The 18,269-nt window shown below is 60.9% G+C and carries 20 protein-coding genes; 10 read left to right on the top strand and 10 right to left on the bottom strand.

Features of this window, described 5'->3' with window-relative positions; translation table 11 throughout:
• The first annotated feature begins 19 nt into the window (after nucleotides 1-19).
• The 3 genes from ACKFRY_RS03285 (at nucleotide 20) to ACKFRY_RS03275 (ending at nucleotide 3,152) form a co-directional block, all read left to right on the top strand.
• The gene (locus ACKFRY_RS03285; RefSeq protein ID WP_005327037.1) at nucleotides 20-1,156 is read left to right on the top strand and encodes an amidase; all 1,137 of its coding nucleotides are present in this window, start codon (nucleotides 20-22) and stop codon (nucleotides 1,154-1,156) included.
• Nucleotides 1,153-1,851: a CPBP family intramembrane glutamic endopeptidase gene (locus tag ACKFRY_RS03280; RefSeq protein WP_005327036.1), complete on the top strand. Its 699-nt coding sequence runs from the start codon at nucleotides 1,153-1,155 to the stop codon at nucleotides 1,849-1,851. Before ACKFRY_RS03285 ends, ACKFRY_RS03280 begins: the two co-directional genes overlap by 4 nt.
• Before the next feature lie 62 nt (nucleotides 1,852-1,913).
• Nucleotides 1,914-3,152: an LCP family protein gene (locus ACKFRY_RS03275; RefSeq protein WP_408923178.1), complete on the top strand. Its 1,239-nt coding sequence runs from the start codon at nucleotides 1,914-1,916 to the stop codon at nucleotides 3,150-3,152.
• A 50-nt stretch (nucleotides 3,153-3,202) separates the two neighbouring features.
• On the opposite strand, the gene ACKFRY_RS03270 is transcribed toward ACKFRY_RS03275, so the two are convergent.
• Genes ACKFRY_RS03270 through ACKFRY_RS03260 form a run of 3 tightly spaced genes read right to left on the bottom strand, consistent with a single transcriptional unit; the run spans nucleotide 3,203 to nucleotide 5,795 of the window.
• Nucleotides 3,203-4,123: a DUF5926 family protein gene (locus tag ACKFRY_RS03270; RefSeq protein WP_302258757.1), complete on the bottom strand. Its 921-nt coding sequence runs from the start codon at nucleotides 4,121-4,123 to the stop codon at nucleotides 3,203-3,205.
• 20 nt (nucleotides 4,124-4,143) lie between these two features.
• A complete protein-coding gene (locus tag ACKFRY_RS03265; RefSeq protein ID WP_200436303.1) occupies nucleotides 4,144-4,848 on the bottom strand; it encodes a glycerophosphodiester phosphodiesterase family protein in 705 nt (234 codons plus the stop codon).
• Nucleotides 4,848-5,795 carry an L-lactate dehydrogenase gene (locus tag ACKFRY_RS03260; protein ID WP_408923177.1) on the bottom strand — a complete coding sequence of 316 codons (948 nt, stop codon included), beginning with the start codon at nucleotides 5,793-5,795 and terminating at the stop codon, nucleotides 4,848-4,850. The genes ACKFRY_RS03265 and ACKFRY_RS03260 overlap by 1 nt, the downstream gene beginning before the upstream one ends.
• 87 nt (nucleotides 5,796-5,882) lie before the next feature.
• Here ACKFRY_RS03260 and ACKFRY_RS03255 point away from each other — a divergent pair, with 87 nt between their 5' ends.
• On the top strand, nucleotides 5,883-7,625 hold the full coding sequence (locus ACKFRY_RS03255; protein ID WP_200436301.1) for an alpha/beta-hydrolase family protein: 1,743 nt from the start codon (nucleotides 5,883-5,885) through the stop codon (nucleotides 7,623-7,625).
• On the opposite strand, the gene msrA is transcribed toward ACKFRY_RS03255, so the two are convergent.
• Nucleotides 7,622-8,269: a peptide-methionine (S)-S-oxide reductase MsrA gene (msrA, locus tag ACKFRY_RS03250; protein ID WP_408923176.1), complete on the bottom strand. Its 648-nt coding sequence runs from the start codon at nucleotides 8,267-8,269 to the stop codon at nucleotides 7,622-7,624. The genes ACKFRY_RS03255 and msrA overlap by 4 nt on opposite strands.
• A 164-nt stretch (nucleotides 8,270-8,433) precedes the next feature.
• Between msrA and ACKFRY_RS03245 the strand changes: the two genes are divergently transcribed.
• Nucleotides 8,434-9,036 carry a superoxide dismutase gene (locus ACKFRY_RS03245; protein WP_049359864.1) on the top strand — a complete coding sequence of 201 codons (603 nt, stop codon included), beginning with the start codon at nucleotides 8,434-8,436 and terminating at the stop codon, nucleotides 9,034-9,036.
• Between the two features lie 41 nt (nucleotides 9,037-9,077).
• Here the strand turns inward: ACKFRY_RS03245 and ACKFRY_RS03240 are convergent, their stop codons facing one another.
• Complete coding sequence (locus ACKFRY_RS03240; protein ID WP_408923175.1) at nucleotides 9,078-9,932, bottom strand: LysR family transcriptional regulator; 855 nt, start codon at nucleotides 9,930-9,932, stop codon at nucleotides 9,078-9,080.
• Between the two features lie 71 nt (nucleotides 9,933-10,003).
• Here ACKFRY_RS03240 and ACKFRY_RS03235 point away from each other — a divergent pair, with 71 nt between their 5' ends.
• On the top strand, nucleotides 10,004-11,155 hold the full coding sequence (locus tag ACKFRY_RS03235; RefSeq protein WP_408923174.1) for an MFS transporter: 1,152 nt from the start codon (nucleotides 10,004-10,006) through the stop codon (nucleotides 11,153-11,155).
• Nucleotides 11,156-11,165: 10 nt separating this feature from the next.
• On the top strand, nucleotides 11,166-12,464 hold the full coding sequence (locus ACKFRY_RS03230; protein WP_408923173.1) for a copper oxidase: 1,299 nt from the start codon (nucleotides 11,166-11,168) through the stop codon (nucleotides 12,462-12,464).
• Here ACKFRY_RS03230 and ACKFRY_RS03225 read toward each other — a convergent pair.
• Nucleotides 12,451-13,884 carry a TM0106 family RecB-like putative nuclease gene (locus tag ACKFRY_RS03225; RefSeq protein WP_408923172.1) on the bottom strand — a complete coding sequence of 478 codons (1,434 nt, stop codon included), beginning with the start codon at nucleotides 13,882-13,884 and terminating at the stop codon, nucleotides 12,451-12,453. The two genes, ACKFRY_RS03230 and ACKFRY_RS03225, sit on opposite strands and share 14 nt — an antisense overlap.
• Nucleotides 13,885-13,953: 69 nt before the next feature.
• On the opposite strand from ACKFRY_RS03225, the gene ACKFRY_RS03220 reads away from it, so the two are divergent.
• Both ACKFRY_RS03220 and ACKFRY_RS03215 read left to right on the top strand, forming a co-directional pair.
• Nucleotides 13,954-14,586 (top strand): DUF6474 family protein, encoded by a 633-nt coding sequence (locus ACKFRY_RS03220; protein WP_005325356.1) that lies wholly within the window; start codon nucleotides 13,954-13,956, stop codon nucleotides 14,584-14,586.
• 189 nt (nucleotides 14,587-14,775) lie between these two features.
• Nucleotides 14,776-15,087, top strand: coding sequence for an Lsr2 family protein (locus ACKFRY_RS03215; RefSeq protein WP_408923171.1), 312 nt, complete (start codon nucleotides 14,776-14,778; stop codon nucleotides 15,085-15,087).
• Here the strand turns inward: ACKFRY_RS03215 and ACKFRY_RS03210 are convergent.
• Both ACKFRY_RS03210 and ACKFRY_RS03205 read right to left on the bottom strand, forming a co-directional pair.
• Nucleotides 15,084-15,722: a response regulator transcription factor gene (locus ACKFRY_RS03210; RefSeq protein ID WP_040425341.1), complete on the bottom strand. Its 639-nt coding sequence runs from the start codon at nucleotides 15,720-15,722 to the stop codon at nucleotides 15,084-15,086. The genes ACKFRY_RS03215 and ACKFRY_RS03210 overlap by 4 nt on opposite strands.
• A gap of 37 nt (nucleotides 15,723-15,759) precedes the next feature.
• Nucleotides 15,760-16,923: a sensor histidine kinase gene (locus tag ACKFRY_RS03205; protein ID WP_239282353.1), complete on the bottom strand. Its 1,164-nt coding sequence runs from the start codon at nucleotides 16,921-16,923 to the stop codon at nucleotides 15,760-15,762.
• Between ACKFRY_RS03205 and ACKFRY_RS03200 the strand changes: the two genes are divergently transcribed.
• Nucleotides 16,922-17,458, top strand: a complete 537-nt coding sequence (locus ACKFRY_RS03200; protein ID WP_040425365.1) for a DUF2020 domain-containing protein — start codon at nucleotides 16,922-16,924, stop codon at nucleotides 17,456-17,458. The genes ACKFRY_RS03205 and ACKFRY_RS03200 overlap by 2 nt on opposite strands.
• On the opposite strand, the gene ACKFRY_RS03195 is transcribed toward ACKFRY_RS03200, so the two are convergent.
• Both ACKFRY_RS03195 and ACKFRY_RS03190 read right to left on the bottom strand, forming a co-directional pair.
• Nucleotides 17,455-17,607, bottom strand: a complete 153-nt coding sequence (locus ACKFRY_RS03195) for a hypothetical protein (protein ID WP_005325347.1) — start codon at nucleotides 17,605-17,607, stop codon at nucleotides 17,455-17,457. The two genes, ACKFRY_RS03200 and ACKFRY_RS03195, sit on opposite strands and share 4 nt — an antisense overlap.
• Nucleotides 17,607-18,269: a class E sortase gene (locus ACKFRY_RS03190; RefSeq protein WP_239278640.1), complete on the bottom strand. Its 663-nt coding sequence runs from the start codon at nucleotides 18,267-18,269 to the stop codon at nucleotides 17,607-17,609. Before ACKFRY_RS03190 ends, ACKFRY_RS03195 begins: the two co-directional genes overlap by 1 nt.

Genomic DNA, 18,269 nt, shown 5'->3' with positions numbered 1-18,269 from the left:
CCCACTAGACTGGTGCCCCATGGACTTTTCCGTAGAACAACTCCGCGCGGATCTGCACGGTCTTGCCCCCGAGGAACACGGTTTCACCTACCTGGATGTAGACCGCGAGCCCTCCGGCCGAGGCCGGCTGACCGGCTGGGTCCTCTCCGCTAAGGATCTCTGCGATGTCCGCGGCATGCCTACTACCTTGGGAAATGTCGATCGCACCTACTACCCCGAGCGCAGCGATGCCTTTATTGAAGCCTTGGAGAAGCAGGGTGCGCGCATCATCGGTAAATCCTCCACCCCGGAGTTGGGTCTGCGCGTAGATACGGAACCAGTAGGCCTGCCCCATCCCTATAATCCCCTCTATCCCGGCTGCACTCCGGGTGGTTCCTCTGGCGGTGCGGCGGTACAGGTCGCGCGGGGGTTGCTGCGCGCGGCGCACGCCAGCGATGGCGGCGGTTCCATCCGAGTGCCGGCCGCGGCCTGCGGCGTGGTGGGCTTTAAACCGGCAGGTGATGAACTGGGTGTGCAGGGCTTTATCACCCGGACCGTGGCCGATAATGCCTTTCTGCATGGCCACCGCATGATCACCCCGCGCGCCCGCATTGGCCTGCTCGTAGAGCCGCTGTTTTGCGACGCCAACGTCGATGCCCACCACCTGCGCGCCGCCCGCGAGGCCGCCCAACGCCTACAAGCTGCCGGCTTCACCGTGGTGCCCATTTCCCCGTATCCGCAGGCCCGGGCCACCTTTGCGCATTTCCGCACGACCTTTACCTCCCGTTTGGCGGGGCTCAACCCGGCGGCAGGCTACGCCGAGTGGATCGCTCAGCAGGGCCGGCGCGTGAGCGCCGCTGAGCTGGCCGCGGCGCGGGCGCATGTCCGGCGGCTGCCCGACTTGCTGGCCCAGGAATGGGGCGTCGATGCCATCCTCACCCCAATGCTCACCACGGACCCGCCGCGTATTGGTTCGTTCCTGTCCCTGCCCCATGCGGAGAATTTCGCGGCCCAGACCCGGTGGTCTCCGTGGGGTTCCCTCTTCAACATGGCCCGCCTGCCAGCCATTTCCGTGCCATGGGCCGTTCCCAATCACCCGCCGGTGGGCGTGCACCTGGGAGGCATTACGCTTTCCGACGCCGCCCTGCTCGGCCTCGCCCACATCCTCCACCCATGACCAAGTCCCTACGCGCCGAACTGCTCATCGTCCTTACCCTCACCTTTGGCATTTCCGGGGTGCGGGCGGTGTTAAACCTCATCAATTCCCTGGCCGCGCCGCAGCGGCTCGACGAGCAATCGGTCACGCTCAATTCCAGCCAATCCTCCCTTGCCTGGGTGGATATGGGACTGCAGTTGTGCTCGTCCGCCGTGCTCTTTTCCTATGGAGCCTTAGCGCTTTTCCTGCTGGCCAAGGACCGCTTTGTGCCCCGTGCCCACCGCGCCCGCGACTGGCTAGAAGGAGCAGGGCTTGCCGCCCTCATTGGCATCCCGGGGCTCGCCCTGTATTTCGCGGCGGTGCAATTGGGGTGGAGCAAGGAGGTCATCCCCGGCGACTTCGCCAATGCTTGGGTGGAAATTCCCGTTTCCCTCCTCAAGGCCGCTGCCAACGCCTTCGCGGAGGAAACCGTGGTGGTGATGTGGCTGATGACGCGTTTGCGCCAGGCGCGCTGGTCGCTGCCAGCCACGCTGGCCGCAAGCTCCATTCTCCGCGGTTCCTACCACCTCTACCAGGGAGTTTCCGCTGGCTTTGGCAATATCATCATGGGGTTAATCTACGGCTATTACTACCACCGCACGGGGCGGGTATGGCCGCTGGTCATAGCGCATTTTCTTATCGACGCCGTCGCATTCGTGGGTTATTCCTTCCTGTGAAAATGCCTGTAGGGGACGTCGCGAACCAGGCGTTGCTCCCTGCTCCTTGTAAGGTATAGCGCATGACTGAATCAGGACGAGATCCGCATAGGGAGGCCCGCCGCGCCGGCGATGACTCCTCCACTGAATTCGTCCTTGGGGCCGATGGACGTCCCCTCAAGGATCGATACGGCCGCCCCATTCGACGCCGTTCCTCCGCCCGCCCGGCGCCGCGGCGCGTGGAACCCGAGCAACAATCCTTTCGCGCTCCGCAGCCACAGCAACAGCCCCCGCGCCGCACTCCGCCACCAACACCCAGCCGCTACCCCAGCCAGTACCGCGCGCAGCAGCGCCCGCCTCGTCGTACCGAACCGCGCCCCGCACCCCGGCAACGCCCGCACAGCCGGCGCAAGAAGGTCAATCCGGCCAAGCGCGCCCTCGGCTGCGTTGGCTTGGCGCTCGTTGTCCTACTGGTATTCAACCTCGTCTTCATGTTCTGGGCCGATGCCCGCCTCACCCGCGTGGAGGCGCTGCCAGAAGACCAGGTCTCAAATACCGCCGGCACCAATTGGTTGCTCGTCGGTTCCGATTCCCGCCAAGGACTCAGCGAGGAACAGCAGGCGGAGCTAGGCACCGGTGGTGATGTGGGCGAAGGCCGCACCGATACCATCATGCTGCTGCACATCCCTCGCACCGGCAAGGCCAAGCTCGTTTCCATCCCACGCGATAGCTACGTGGAAGTCCCCGGTTTCGGCATGGACAAGATCAATGCCGCCTTTACCTACGGTGGACCGCAGCTGCTTGCCCAAACCGTCGAGGGCACGACCGGTTTGCACATCGACCACTATGCCGAGATCGGCATGGGTGGCCTAGCCAATGTGGTCGACTCCGTCGGCGGCGTAGACGTGTGCGTAAAGGAACCCATCAATGACCCGCTGGCCGGCATTGATCTCCAAGACGGCTGCCAAAAGCTCAAGGGGCGCGACGCCCTCGGTTACGTGCGCACCCGCGCCACCGCTATGGGTGACCTCGACCGCGTGCAGCGCCAGCGCGAATTCTTCTCTGCCCTATTGGACAAGGTTGCTTCCCCAGCCACCCTGATCAACCCATTCCGCGCCTTCTCCTTGGTCAACCACACCGCCTCCTCGTTCATCGTCGGTGAGGGCGACCACGTCTGGCACCTCGCCCGCGTGGCACTAGCCATGGGCTCCGGCGTAGACACCGAGACCGTCCCCATCGGCGGTTTCCAAGATACCGAGGTAGGCAACGTCGTCCTCTGGGACGATGAAGCAGCCGCCGGGTTGTGGGATTCCCTCAAATAGCGATCAAAAAATGGCCCTTCCTCTACCGGGGAAGGGCCATTTTCCTGTCTTTAGCGCAGAGTCACCTGGCGGGACTTGATGTTTTCTAGCTGCTTGCGCTCATCGGCGCTCAGCTGGGCATCATTAGAAATTTCTTCCTCCAAGGCCTTGTCCACGCGGGTGAGGTGGTCCTCATAGGAAGCGTGGTCAACCTCTGGATCCAAGTCGAAGACCGGAGCGATGAGACCGTGGGTGCGGAAAACACCGGCGAACTTGGTGCCCTCGCCCAAGTTCAGCTCGCCGCGGGCGGCGACGCGCGCCAAAGCGTTGAGGAATGCGGATTCATCGTCATTCGGGCGGACCCAACGGATGTGGGCCTTGCCGCCGCCGGCATTTGCCCAGAAAGCCGCACCGGTGATGTTCTCGCCCACCTCGTGGGACTCGATGACGGAATCATTAGCGGCGCGTAGCGACTGCGCAATCTGCGGGGTGACCTGTGCGCCCTCCGGGATCCACCATTCGAAGTCCTGGTGAACCTGCACGTCGAGGGTAGCGGAGGCGTCGATAAGCTCCTCCAGCTTCGGCTCCGAGCCGTCAGCCGCGGTGGATTCCAGGGTGGCGCCGGGCTCGTTATTCTTCACCCAGTTAAGGGCAAAGGCGAGGTCGCGGCCCGGGTTGTGGGTGTGGGACTGTACCTGCAGGCCCACGAAGGCATCGCCGCCAAATTCGGTGTCACGAATGAGCGCGGCAGACGCACCCGGCAAGACGGTGGCTACATACACGTTCTTATCGCAGCCTTTAACGTCAAGCTTGGCAAAAGCGGAGGGGACGAACTCCTGCATGGCGACCAGGGAGGCCTCCGCAGCAAGTCCGCCGTAGGGGCGGGGATCCTTTTCCAGGGCGGCGCGCTCCTTGGCGCGGGCAGCGAGCTTTGCCTGGCGGCGGGACATGCCCTCAGGCAGCTGTTCCTTGTTCTTTTTCTTCTTGGCCATGCCTCCAAGATACCTGCTTACTAGAGCTCAATGGCATGTAGGGCCACTTCGGGTTGATTGGTGGCGAGCATATCTACCCCGTTAGCCCACGCCCACTTCATATCCTCCGGCTTGTCTACGGTCCACAGGTAGGTAGGCAATCCCTGCGCGCCGATAATCGCCGGACGCAGCTTCGCGCGCAGCAACGATACGCCAAGCGCGGTGGGCCTGGACAGCATGACATCGGGGCGGTTGACGTGGCGCTCCCAATCGCGACGAAGATAAATCCGGTCCATGTGCGGCGCCAAATTCTGCATGCGGCGAATGGCATGGTGGGAAAAGGAAATGACGTGGATCCGGGGGTCGTCGAAAAGCCCCGCATAACGCAGGCGCAGCACCGTTTGCTCCTCCAGGATGTCGCCCTGCCCGGAGGGGTGCTTAGTCTCGATATAAAGGTGGTGCGGTGTGCCCTCGAGCAGTTCCAAGAGTTCGTCGAGAAGCATCATGCGCTGGCCCGAACCGATGTCAACGCCGCGCAACTCTTCCCAGTCCATCTTGGAAATGCGGCCGGGCCGCCCCGCGGTGCGGTCCAACGTGGGATCGTGCTGGACCACTACTTTTCCATCGCGCGTCAAGCGCACATCGCACTCGACGCCGTGAATTGGCAAATCTAGGGCTTTTTCAAAAGCTAGAGGGGATAGCTCCGGATATTTTCCGGAGTATCCCCTATGGGCGACAATCTTCACTAGCCGAAAAACTCTTCCTTGATGTCATTCAGGGTCTTGGCAGAAGCATCGAAACGCTCCTTTTCGTGCTCATTGAGCTGCAGCTCAATCGCGCGCACGATGCCGGAACGGTTGATGATGGCAGCGGTGCCGATGTAGAGATCCTCTACGCCGTATTCACCCTGCAGGTAAGCAGATACTGGCAGCGCCACGTCCTGGTTCTGGATGACGGCGGCGGTGATGCGGGCCAGGCCCATGCCGATGCCAAAGGAAGTAGAGCCCTTAGCGTCAATGATGGAGTAGGCGGCATCGCGAGTCTCTTCGAAGATCTTCTCAATGCGCTCTGCATACTCCGGATCCGAGTCCAGCTTCTTGGACATCGGGACACCGGCGATATTGGCGGTGGAGACGGCCGGCAGCTCGGAATCGCCGTGCTCGCCCACGATGTAGGCGTGTACGGACTTCGGTGCAATGTCCTCCAGCTCGCCCAGCATGTAGCGGAAACGAGCGGAGTCCAGCACGGTGCCGGAGCCGATGACGCGCTTGTGATCCAGGCCGGAAGCCTTCCATACGGCGTAGGTCAGGATGTCCACTGGGTTGGAGGCAACCAAGAAGATGCCATCAAAGTCATTCGCCATGACATCGGAGACGATGCTGTTCATGATCTTGACGTTCTTGCCCACCAGGTCCAGGCGGGTCTCGCCCGGCTTCTGTGCGGCACCGGCGCAGATGACGACCATATCGGCGTCTGCGCAATCGGCGTAGGTGCCCTTGGTGACGCGGGTACGGGTCGGGGCCCACACAACACCGTGGTTGAGGTCCATGACGTTGCCCTCTAGCTTCTTTTCATCGATGTCGATGATTGCCAGGTGGTCAACGATGCTTTGGTTGATGAGAGCGAAGGCGTAAGCGACTCCCACATCGCCGGCGCCAATGAGAACTACTTTGTTTCCTACATGATTTGCCATGACCCTATTGTGCAACTTTGTGGAGATTTTTGCACGGGCTAAGTCTCACACTGAAATTCCCACCGAAATCTGGGAGAATCGGGCATTATGAAACGCGCACTCCGCCGCGCTGCACTAACCGCTCTTGGCGTAGCCGCGGATCTCACGCCCATCGTCCGTATGACCAGCCGGCAAACCTTACCGCCCAATATGTCGGCTGGAATTTTGGGTGCGGAATTAGCTACGTGGGCTGCTGTTTCGCCTTCCTTACTGCCCCGTCCGTGGTGGGTGACCGCCGCCAACGTGGCAATCGGGCAGGGCGTCGGGCATCTAGGGGCGGCGTCAACAAGCTTCGTGCTCAATCGCATTGGCAAGCGCCCGCAGGACCGCCTCGGACCTCAACATCGACAAATTGTGCACCTTGCTATTGGCGCTGGGACTGCATTTAATGCCGTGCTTTCGCTGCGCAATCAGAAAAAACAGGCGGAGTTGGTCAATAAGCAGCTCGTGCGCGGGCCCGTCACGGCGGCCATCGGCCTGGCTGCGGGCACCGCAGGCTACGGCACGCTCCTACTCATCGGGGAGGCCACGCAGCTTGCCGTCACCAAACTGTCACGCCAGCTGGGCCGCTGGGTGCCGGCGCTCATTGCGTGGCCGGTGGTTACCGCGGGACTGAGCCTCACGGCGTTTGCACTTTCTGACCGCGTGGTCTTTCGACGCTGGCTGCGCTCGCTATCGCACCAAGCGCAGCGGTTAAATAAGCAGATTTTCCCCGGCACCTCCATGCCGTGGGAGCCGGAGCGCTCCGGCAGTCCGTGGTCGCTCGAGCCGTGGTCGGCATTGGGACAACAGGGACGCCGCTTTGTCTCCAATGGCCCCCGCGCCCGCGATATCCGCACAGTGACGGGAACCGATGCAAAGGAACCGATCCGCATCTACGCCGGATACATTCCAGGGCGCTCCTTCCAACAATCCGCGGAAAAGATCCGCGCCGAACTCGAACGCACCGGTGCCTTGCGGCGAGAGACTATTGTTATCCAGATGCCCGCCGGCTCGGGATGGATCAATAACTGGGGTGCGTGCTCCTATGAGTTTTTGACCGGTGGTGATTGCGTCACCGTCACCATGCAGTACTCCTACCTGCCTTCGGTTTTTTCCTACCTCGTGGATAAGAATGCGCCAAAGCAGGCGGCCCGCGAATTGATTCGGGTGATACACGAAGAGATAGATAGGCTGCCGGAAGAAAACCGCCCACGGCTATATTTCGCAGGTGAATCGCTTGGCGCCTACGCCATTATGGATAACTACCATAATGTGGAGGACCTACTTTCCGCCTGCAATGGCGCGGTCTTTTCTGGGCCTCCGCGCATGACGCACTTTACCCAGCGCCTGCGCCGGGATATTGGTTCACTAGAACGCCTGCCCGTTATCGATGGCGGCAAGCATGTGCGCTACGCCGCGGCCCCTGACCATACGCTGCACGACGCCTTTGGCAATGACTACGCCCATACCTGGCGCCGACCCCGCATGCTCATTGCCCAGCATGCTTCCGACGCCATCGTGTGGTGGGATCTCAACCTTCTCGTGCGCAGGCCCACCTGGATCCATGAACCACAGCCGGAAGCTTTGCACGCGGATACCTTCCGGCAGCTGCATTGGGTGCCTTTTATTACCTGGTGGCAAATTGGCTTGGACCAGATCAATTCCCTCAACGTCCCTGGCGGGCACGGACACAACTATTTTGAGGAAATGCTCTGGTATTGGGATGAGGTCTTAGGATCCCAATCCCGCCAATCGCTCACGCCGAAGTTGGCCAAAAAGATCGCTCGCTTTATCCGGCGCGACGCTTAGTCGCATTTCACCCCAGTACTGTGGTGCGGGCAGTACCCATTGGGCACCTTATGCAAGTACTGCTGATGCTCATCCTCAGCCAGGTAGTACTCCCCAGAATCGGTTTCAGAGAGGAGTTTGACCTCCGTGGTGGTATCCCCAAATCCAAATTCCTTGAGTTTCTCTGCATAGGAGTCCACGATGCCCTGGATTTCTGCGCGCTCTTCCTCCGTGCGTGGGTAGAAAGCAGAGCGGTATTGCGTTCCTACATCGTTGCCCTGGCGGAAACCCTGCGTGGGATCGTGCGCTTCTAGGGCTTGTACGACAAGATCGCGCAGGCTGACGCGCTGCGGGTCATAGACCACCTCCACCGCCTCGGCGTGGTTGGTTAGCCCACGGCACACCTCGTAGTACGTGGGATTCGGGGTGGTACCGCCCGCATAGCCCACCGAGGTGGATTCCACGCCTTCGGTCTCCCAAAACATCTTCTCCGCACCCCAGAAACATCCCAACGCAATAAGAATGGAGCGCTGCCCGTCCTTCCACGGTCCGGTAATCGGTGTCCCTAAAACGGCGTGCGGGGCGGGGTCTAGGATTGGCTCGGATCGACCCGGCAGAGCCTCGTCTGCAGCAACAAGTTTGGGCTCCGGCTTAAACATCCACATGAGGCATAGCTCCTTCCTTATTCCTTCTTCCCAACGTTGTACTGCGAAAAGCTATTCCGCGGCCAGTTAATATTCGCGCTAGTTCCACAATTCGAATTAATCATGGCGAAATCTTTCCACCGTGCCTATCATCGGGACACGTACCCGAAGAAAGGATTTAACAAATGGCTGTTTACGAACTTCCTGACCTCCCATACGCATTCGACGCACTGGAGCCACACATCTCCGCAGAGATCATGGAACTCCACCACGATAAGCACCACGCAAACTACGTTGCTGGCGCTAACGCTGCACTCGAGGCACTCGAGGAAGAGCGCAACGGTGAGGCTAACCCGGATCGCATCCGCGCCCTCTCCAAGAACTTGGCATTTAACCTGGGTGGCCACACCAACCACTCCATCTTCTGGAAGAACCTGTCCCCGAACGGTGGCGGCGAGCCAACCGGTGAGCTGGCAGAGGCTATCAACCGCGACTTCGGCTCCTTTGAGAAATTCAAGGCTCACTTCTCCGCCGCTGCTACCTCCCTGCAGGGCTCCGGCTGGGCAGTTCTGGGCTACGACCACATTGCTGGCCGCCTCATCATCGAGCAGCTGACCGACCAGCAGGGTAATACCTCCATCAACTTCACCCCGCTGCTGATGCTGGATATGTGGGAGCACGCTTTCTACCTGCAGTACAAGAACGTTAAGGCTGACTACGTTAAGGCCGTATGGAACGTCTTCAACTGGGATGACGTTGCTGAGCGTTTCGCTGCAGCCACCAAGTAACTCCTTGTAGTTACTTCGGCCGCCCTCCGGGGCGGCTTTTTCTATGCCCGGATAAATTCCCGGAATTGCCGCACTGGGGGAGCATCATCCCCGGCGCGCCACACCAAACCGAGCTCGCGGTACGCCGGCGGCGTAAGGGGGATCAGGCTCCCCACCTGCAGATAGGGATCATCCAACGGCAAAAGCGCCACCCCGAGTCCTGCCGCTACCAGCCCCGCAACGGTAGTAAGCTCCATCGATTCGAAGACGAGGTGGGGGCTAAAGCCAGCGTCGTCCGCGAGGGCATCGAGAAGCATGCGCGTGCCATAGCCTGGGAGCATGCCGATAAACGGTTCTGCAGCGAATTCCGCTAGTTTCACCTCCCGCCGGTTCGCTGCCCAGTGGCCTTCCGGCACCGCTAGGCCTAGTCGCTGCACCTTAATCCGGTGCCAGCCCAGGGCTGCATCAGGCCGAGGGCCCACGAGGGCAAGGTCGGATTCGCCGTTTTCCACCCTGCTCACCAGCTCCTGCGCCGCGCCTTGATGGAGGCGAATATCCACGTGCGGGTGCTGCGCGCGATAGCTCTTGAGCAAGTCCGGAACCAGCCAGGTGCCCAGCGAGTGCATGAAATCTAGGCGCACGGTGCCGCGTTCTGGATCCATGAGCCGGGCAACATCATCCCGCCCTACTTGGTAGGCGCGGAGCATGTCCCGCCCCGCCGCAGCGAAGGCCCTCCCGCGCGAGTTCACGTGCAGGGTGCGCCCAGTGCGCTCGAAAAGGCGGGCGCCAAGACTAGCTTCTACGCGCTGTACGCGGCGGGTCAGCGCGGATTGAGAGATCCCCAGTTCATCGGCCGCAGCGCCCACGCGGCCATGATCCACCACGGCGAGGAAGCCGCGGACATCCTCCACATTCATGCATACTCCGCATCGATTAGTGTAATTTTCCACATTTTACACATGCTGCGTGTCCGGGCAGGCTAAATGATATGACTCGAACGCGGCGCGCTACGGTGGCCATGCTCCTTGTGGGCTTGGCTATATTCTCCAGCCTGTATTCCACCCAAGCCATCCTTCCCACGCTGGTAGACAACATGGGCCTTTCTTCCACCGAGGCGGCCATGACCGTATCGGCCGCCACGGGCGCGCTGGCACTATGCGTGGTGCCCGCATCGATCCTCTCCGAACGTTTCGGCCGCGGACGCATCCTGCTCATTTCGGCCGTTGCCGCGACCGGCGTGGGACTCATTGTTCCCCTCGCCCAGGAGGGATGGCAGCTCATCGTGGTACGCGGCCTGCAGGGTGCGCTGCTGTCCGGCGCCCCCGCCACGGCAATGGCATGGCTTTCTGAAGAGCTCGATGACAAAGCCCTGCCGCGAGCCATGGGCCTATACATTGCAGGCACCTCCGTCGGTGGCCTTACCGGCCGCCTCATCCCCACCGGACTAGTGGAGATTTCCACGTGGCGCTGGGCGCTCTTTGGCTCGGCGCTGGTCTCACTCGCCTTTGCGATTACGGCTTGGCTGCTGCTTCCCGCCCAGCGCAATTTCCGGCCTAAATCCATCCATCTCAAGACCGAAAGCCGGGCGCTCTTGGGCCATTGGGGCAACCGGGATTTGGCCTTGCTCTTTCTCACCGCATTCCTGTCCATGGGCACGTTTGTCTCCATGTATAACTTCCTAACCTTCCGGCTCATCGATGATTTTGGCTTGGCGCCTTCGCTCGCCGGCTTGGCTTTCTTGTTCTACCTTTCTGGCACTTGGTCCTCGGCTCGGGCTGGAGCGCTGGTGGCCCGAATCGGCCACGGAAAAACCCTGTGCGGCTCGGCTGCACTTTTTACTGCGGGCATCGCGTTGTGTGCCGGTAACCTTCCGCTGACGCTTCTCGGCATGATCGCCTTCACCGTGGGCTTTTTCGCCGTGCACTCCACCGCCTCCGGGTGGGTGGGCCAGATTGCCACCCACGACCGTGCAGAGGCTTCCTCGATGTACGTGTTCTGCTATTACTTTGGCTCTTCTGTGGTGGGCGCGTGTGCCGGCCTGCTTTTCGACGCCCTGTCGTGGCCCTTCTTCATCGCCTTCTTCACTGCCGTAGCCCTCACGCTTACTGCGCTGACTTGGACCAAGATTAAAACCGACTAAAATCGGTTTTATGCCTGAGAATAAGTGGTCGGCGCGGACATGGCACCGCAAGGCCTCCCGTCCCGTATCCCTGTGGATGATGGTCTTCATCCTCGTGGGTGCAACGCATACCTTGGTTCCGAACTACCGGTGGGTGCTCATCCACCTATTCACCCTCGGACTGGTGAGCAATAGCATCATCGTGTGGTCCCAGCACCTCACGGAGAAATTCACCCAACAGCGCCTCCCCGAATCCACTCGACCTACCCAATTGGCCCGCATCTATGGCCTCAATGCCGGAATCATCCTCGCGTTAATCGGCCAAATCCTCATGGAGTTCTGGTCCCAACACTGGATCGTCACCCAGGTGGGCGCCACGCTCATTGGATTGATGATGCTCTGGCATGCGGCATCGCTCTTCCGGCAATGGCGCGGTGCCAAAGATAAGCGCTTCCGCCCCGTGGTGGGCGCTTATGTTCTTTCCGCTCTGTGCCTGCCGGTGGGTGCCATCTTTGGCGGGCTGCTGGCCGTCTACCCCGGCCGTCCCACGCTGCTGCTCGCCCATATCGCCGCCAATATCGGCGGATTCATCGGCTTGGCCGCGGCCGGTTCTCTCACCATCCTTTTCCCCTCCATCTGGCGCACCCAAGGTATTAATCGCCACATGCAATCCTCCTTTGCGCTGCTCGCAGTCGGTGTGGTTGCCACCATCGTGGGCGCTTTTCTCGGCTTCCCTGAGTTGGGCCTTATCGCCTACTGCTGCGGTTGGGCGCTGAGCTTGCAGCAGTGGCTCGCCAATGTACTGACGGTGGCTAAGGACCCGCGCGATCGCATCACCTTTGCCTCGGTCTCCGTGCTCATGGCCTCGTTATGGCTGGTGCTGTCTTTGGTGTACTACACGGTGCAGCATTTCTTTATACCCGAGCCGGCGCTGCCCACCCTCGCCTTGCTGGTGGGGTTTGCCGGTCAACTGCTCATCGGCGTGATGAGCTACCTCTTGCCCAGCACCATGGGTGGCGGCCCCGCTGCCGTCCGGGCGGGCTTGCAGCAACTGGACAAACTCGGCCTCCTGCGCGCCACCCTCGTCAACGGTGGGCTGCTCATCTGGATCGGCACCGATATTTCCCTACTTAAGGTGGTCGCCTCCCTCTTGTGCATCCTGCCCCTGGCGGCCTACCCCGTACTCATCGCCCGGGCGGTCAAGGCCCAAAAGCAGGTCCTGATGAAGAAGGCCGAGGGCCCAGATCCAAAGCCGGGGCCAGAATGGAACCAGGTCTACGCGGGCATAGCGATTCTCGCGGTAATCTACACCCTATTTACAGCGCTGTAGTACCCGGCGCGCCGGCATCCATCCACTCGCGGACCGCGCGGGTGGCCTGGACGTCGCCGGAGTTATAGTCCAGCAAGCGCTGCCGCGCCACGAGGTCACCGGCTAGCGCCTCGCGGCGCGCGTTCACGGATTCCTCGCCGTCGAAGTCTTCTTCTGGCCACGTAAACCCCGCTTCCGGGGCGACTACCTTCAAACCTAGGCCAAAGGGGCCGGCGAAGGATCGTTTGACGTGGACGAACATATCCACCCACTCCGGTGAAGAGATAAACTCTTCTACTTCCTGCTCATCCACCTCGCGGAAGCGCTGCGCGGACATCCGCATCCAGTGGTTCTCGCCGTGGGCCGAGTAGCAATATGCAGCAAAGGTTTTGCCCTCCGCATGGGCCTTAGCACGCACATCCATCAACCAGCGCCAGAAAGCCGCAAAGTTTTCCGCCTCGGCACGCCCGCCCAACGGCTCCCACGTAACGAACGGGACGTAGTTGCCGTCGTGCCAGGCTCCCCATAGGTACGCGCCTTGGTCCAGGTAGGCTTCCATATCCACGTCTACCTCGACGTCCGCGCGCGGAACGCGCACGTCGCCGCGGCGCAGCAACACTTCCCCGGCGCGCCAAGCAGCAGCAAGGCGGGAGGGCTCGCCCAGATCGGCGTCGATAAGCGCCTGCACGGTAGTAATCCCGCGCTCGCGGTAAGGCTTAGCGCGGTCGCCGGATAGGAAAAGCGAAATATCATCCGCCGCCACCAGCTCTTGCTCGCACAAAGACCAAAAGCGGCAGCTCGCACACTCCTTGACCCGCACCGGGGCGGTAGGAAGCGGCTGATTCCAGGCGCGTTCCAGATCAAACTTGGCTGTTTCCGTAAAAAATGCCCGCGTGCGGTCCTGGCCGATGGCCCCGCCCCGGCCGGAATCGAGTCCGAGATCCTGCAAAGCACGGGCGGCAAACGCTAAGCGGTAACCATCTACCGCATGATGGCGCAGCTTATACGGCGCCTCGAGCGGCTCACTCAGGCCCAAGCGGTGGGTGGGCACCGCCGGCGTCGTCTTAGTGTCGTTCTTGCGGGCCACACGGTGATTGGACACGATAATTGGGGTGTACTTATCACCCTCGCGCAGCAGCAAATCTACGCGCACCATCCACTCCTCGGTGGCGAAGACCGCGTTGGTGATGTGCGTATACCCAGAAGCTAAGGCCTCAAGGGTGCGCATGGAGCGCTCCCACTCATCGCCTTCCAGATCGATGCGGCGAAACCTGCCAGAGCCCTTGCGGGGAAACATCTCCATGACGGCCTCCACTGCAGCCGCGTGGCGCTCCGCCCGGGCAATCGAGGCATGGGTACGCGGCATCTCGGGGTGCGCGCGCCGCTGTACTAAGCGGTAGCGGCACCCCACAAGGTCCGAAGCAACAACCACATCCTCCACACCGGGTGAGCTTAATAGAACGGCAAGGTAAAGTTGAATCCAGACTCGATCAAACGTGAGGGAAATTTAATGAGCATTCTGAAGAAAGTTAAAAAGGCCCGCCAAGAAGCACGCGCACAGGCAAAGGCCGCCAAGACCCGCGCCAAGGCAGAGGTAAAGGCCCAGTCTAAGGACCGCCGCCGCCAGCAAAAGCTCCTGGCCAAGCAGGAAAAGCACCTCATTAAGTCGGAGGAAAAGGGCCTCAAGAAGCGCCGCAAGCACGAGGAGAAGATGGCCAAGAATGAGCTAGCCAAGCTCAAGGCCGGCCGCTTTAACTCCGATAACGTCAAGCGCTATGCCGGTGCGCTGCGCACCGCCGCGCCCCTGCTGCTGCCGCTCCTCTACCGCGGCTACGTGGGCCTGAAGACCGAAGGCGAAAAGCGCAAGGCCGCTAAGGCGGGCGTGAGCTCGGATCAGATGGCTTCCTTCTCCGGCTACGGTGCGCCGCTCAAGGCCCGCACCGCCGGCATCCGCAACTCCCTCGATAACACGGACGTTCCAGCCGGCTTCAAGCGCGATGTGCGTGACCGCCTACAAGAAGTAGACTCCGCCATCGATAATGCCGAGTTCATGACCGAGCAGCAGCGCCGCCGCGCTCACAAGACCATTAGCTCGGAAATTGACTCCATTACTGCGGAAATCCAGCAGCGCCTGGCCCAGTAAAAGAGCTACACGCCGCCACCGCCCCCTATTTGGTGGTGGCGTTTATTTATTTTCTATAAAGATCCGGGATTTTTCGGGAAAAGTATTTTCGGCCAGAAAAAGTTGCTGATAATCTTCTAACCGCCCTACCCCTTTAACACCGTTTATGCTCTCTGTGCTTGGTGTGCAATTTTTAAAATTGGAGGAAATATGTCCCGCCGTGAAGTAACCCATTTTTACGACGACTTGGACCACTCCCTAATCCCTGAAGACCAGCTAGAAGTCGTCCGCTTCAGCGTAAACGGTCAAAATTACCTTATCGATCTCTCCACGGATAACGCGCGGCATTTCCATAATCTGCTCGCCCCCTACGTGGACGCCGCCCGCATTGCCCCCGCCCTCGATGCCCAGCGGGCCAACCCCAGCCAAATCCGCGAATGGGCCCGCACCCAAGGCCTGCCAGTGGCGCACCGCGGAAAGATCCCGCAGGACGTTATCGAGGCGTATAACGCCGCTAATTAAAGCACGCCCTGCTCGCGTGCTGCCGCCACAGCGGAGGTGCGCGAGCGCACGCCCAATTTGTCATAAATGTGCACAAGGTGGGACTTCACCGTGGCCTCAGACAGCATGAGGTCTTGGCCAATCTGCCGGTTCGACGCCCCCGCTGCTACCAGCTGCAAGACCTCGAGCTCACGCGGCGTGAGCGAGGTGCGCGGCGTGCGCACGCGGGTCATCAGCCTGTCGGCCACGATGGGAGATAGCGCCGAATCACCCTCCGCAGTCGAGCGCACTGCGGACAGCAGCTCGTGCGGTGGTGCATCCTTGAGCAAATAGCCCACGGCACCGGCTTCGATAGCGCCGAGGATATCCGCATCAGTGTCATAGTTGGTCACCACGAGGACCTTGGGCGGGGTGGCCATCGCGGAGCGAATCTGCGCGGTTGCCTCCGCTCCGCCCATAACACGGGTCCCTTCCACACCCGCGCCGAAGCGCAGGTCCATCAAAATGACATCGATGCCGCCCGCCTGCGCTGCCGACACCGCAGCTTCGGCCGTAGCGACCTCCCCTACGACGTCGATATCCTCTGCGCCCTCAAGCACGGAGCGCAGACCCAGGCGGACGATTTCGTGGTCATCTGCCAATAGGACCCGAATCACGACATTCCTCCTATCGATGTCATTGTCAACCAAAAGTTTAATCTACCCGGTTGCCTAAGGGCATACTAACTGACACGGCAGTGCCCTCCCCCGGCGCGGATTCAATAATGACCTCCCCACCTAGCTCCTGGGCGCGGCGCCTAATTGCGGCCAGCCCAATATGCCCGAGCCCAGCCGGGGTGCTTTCCACCGCGGCCGGATCAAAGCCCTTGCCGTTATCCACCACATCCAGGCGCACCTCGTCACCCTCATAGGTCACCGTGATCCGGGCACGGCTTGCCTCTGCATGCTTGACGACGTTCCCCACAGCGCCCTGCGCAATCCGCAGCAGCGCCGCCTCTACCTTCATGGGCAGCTGCTGTACCTCTCCTTCGGATTCCACCTCGACGTGAATATCTCCGGTAGCGCCGAAATTTTCCGCCATACGGGTCAACGCGGCCTCGAGAGATGCCTCATTGAGCGTCGGCGGCTGCAAAGCGGCAATCATTGCCCGCGCCTCGTGCAAATTATCCGCGGCCGTCCTGCGGGCCAGCTCGATGCGCTCTCGCGCCTTGTCCGCGTCCTGCTTATCCAGATCACGGTCCGCCGAATGCAGGAGCATTTGAATGGAAGATAGTCCCTGGGCAAGGGTGTCATGAATCTCGTGCGCAATGCGCTGACGCTCGGCCACCATGCCGGCATCGCGCTCCGTGGCTGCCAGCTGCGAGCGAGTTTCAATCAACTCTTTATTCATCCGCGACAGCGTCCGGAAGGCGTAGGTGATCGCTATCGTCACCAGCGCTGAGACCGCCGGCCCCATGACACCGCCGAAGGTCAGACCCTGCGGAATCTGCACCACCACGGTGATGATCGAGGCAACGATGACGCACGCGATGCCCGCCGCCATGTCCAGCACCGTGAGGTACAAAAAGAACATCGCGAAAACCAAATAGATTGCCGCTGGGGCCACGAACAGATCCGCCACCCACAGCACCGAGAGGATGCACAGCCACAGGTAGCGCACCGGCCTTGCCCAATATTCCCCGTATACCGAGCCAGCGAAATACACGGCCGCAAAGCCCACCAAAAGCAACAGGTTGATGATCGCTTGCGAAAGCGGCATCCGCGCGGAGGTAAAAATGCCCACCACCAGCAGGCCAGCGGTCAGGATATGGATGCCGGTGCGCAGCGCGTCGGTATCCCGGTCTATTGTGGAGCTCATGCGCAAAAGCCTACTTCCCCTACTCGCCCTAGCCACCTTTGGGATCGCCGGCTGCGATTCATCCGCGCCCACCCCTGCACCCACCACCACGGTGACTCCGGAGGCTTCGGAGGCACCAGAGGTTAACGTCGCCCAAACCGCGGAAGTCAATGACTGGAGCGATTGCCCCTACATCGGCCCCGGCTGGCTCGAAGAAACCAACGGCCAGCGCCTGACCAAGCAGGGCATCGACACGCGCTTTCCCACCCCTGCCTGCGTCTTTTGGTCCTACCAGGACGAGCCACAGGCCACCGTCATCGTGCGCGATATGCCCACGGTCGAGGACGCCCGCGCCGCAGTGGATTGGGCCGCGCCTATCGACGCCACCGAACCCGCCTCCTTCGACGGCTGGGAAGGTGGCCGGGGCGTAGTCAATGAGCACGCCGTGTACGCGGTGCAAAAGGACACGCACGCGGTGCTGGTGTGGAGCAACCAGCAACAAACCGTGAAGTCAGAGCAAATCGCCCACGAAGCGATCGCCAACTTGGGCCTTTAAACCGCGACGTCGTTATACGGCATCATCGGCGACAGCCACGGGAATACAACCTCCATTAGGAGGAAGAAGACTCCCACCGCAATAGCAATGGCCAAGATGGCCTTCACCGGCGTCGGCCCCGGCAAGAGATTCCACAAAGCGCGATACATTATTTCTCCTCTTTTTCTACTTCCATAGCGTGCACAATCATGCGCTCCGCGTTGGAAAACTGCGGGTGACACGTGGTCAAGGTCAAGATCTCGCGGCTCGGTTCGGCGTCCGACTCTGGCACGGGGTTGGTCACCGAGACGTCGCCAGGCGTCGTAATATGCCGGCCAGCTACGTGCGAATACTCCGGCGGAATTCCATTGAAACAGTCCGCCTGCTCGCCATCGATGGGCAATACACGATAGGTAATTCGCTCCTTCTGCGTTTCCACCACGATGTCATCGCAGGTCTCTAGCTTGCCCAAGTCATTAAAGGGAGCGCCCTTGCCCACGCGGTGGCCCGCAACCGCAAAATTGCCCATCTCCCCCGGCATCTGGGAATCTACGTAGCGGCCTGGGCCGCGCAGCAGGTCATCTTCATTGGTGCCCTCAATAATGGCGAAGCGGTAGTCGGAACCGAACGTGGGTATGTAGAGCTGCGCGAAAGCCTCACCCAACTCCGGCTCCAGCTTCTGCCGCGGATTGCGCCATTGCTCGTCGAGGTGGGCGCTCGCTTCCTCCTGCAGCTGACCGGATTCTACATTTGTCCAATAGGCTTCATAGAATGCAAAGAGTAAAAGAACCACGCCAATGGTTAGCATGAGTTCCCCAAGAACTTTAGTCAT

It is taken from the genome of Corynebacterium tuberculostearicum, assembly GCF_046097255.1.
Lineage (GTDB): Bacteria > Actinomycetota > Actinomycetes > Mycobacteriales > Mycobacteriaceae > Corynebacterium > Corynebacterium tuberculostearicum_J.
The sequence above is the reverse complement of the archived record's forward strand: the minus strand, read 5'-3'. Positions and strand labels throughout refer to the sequence as shown.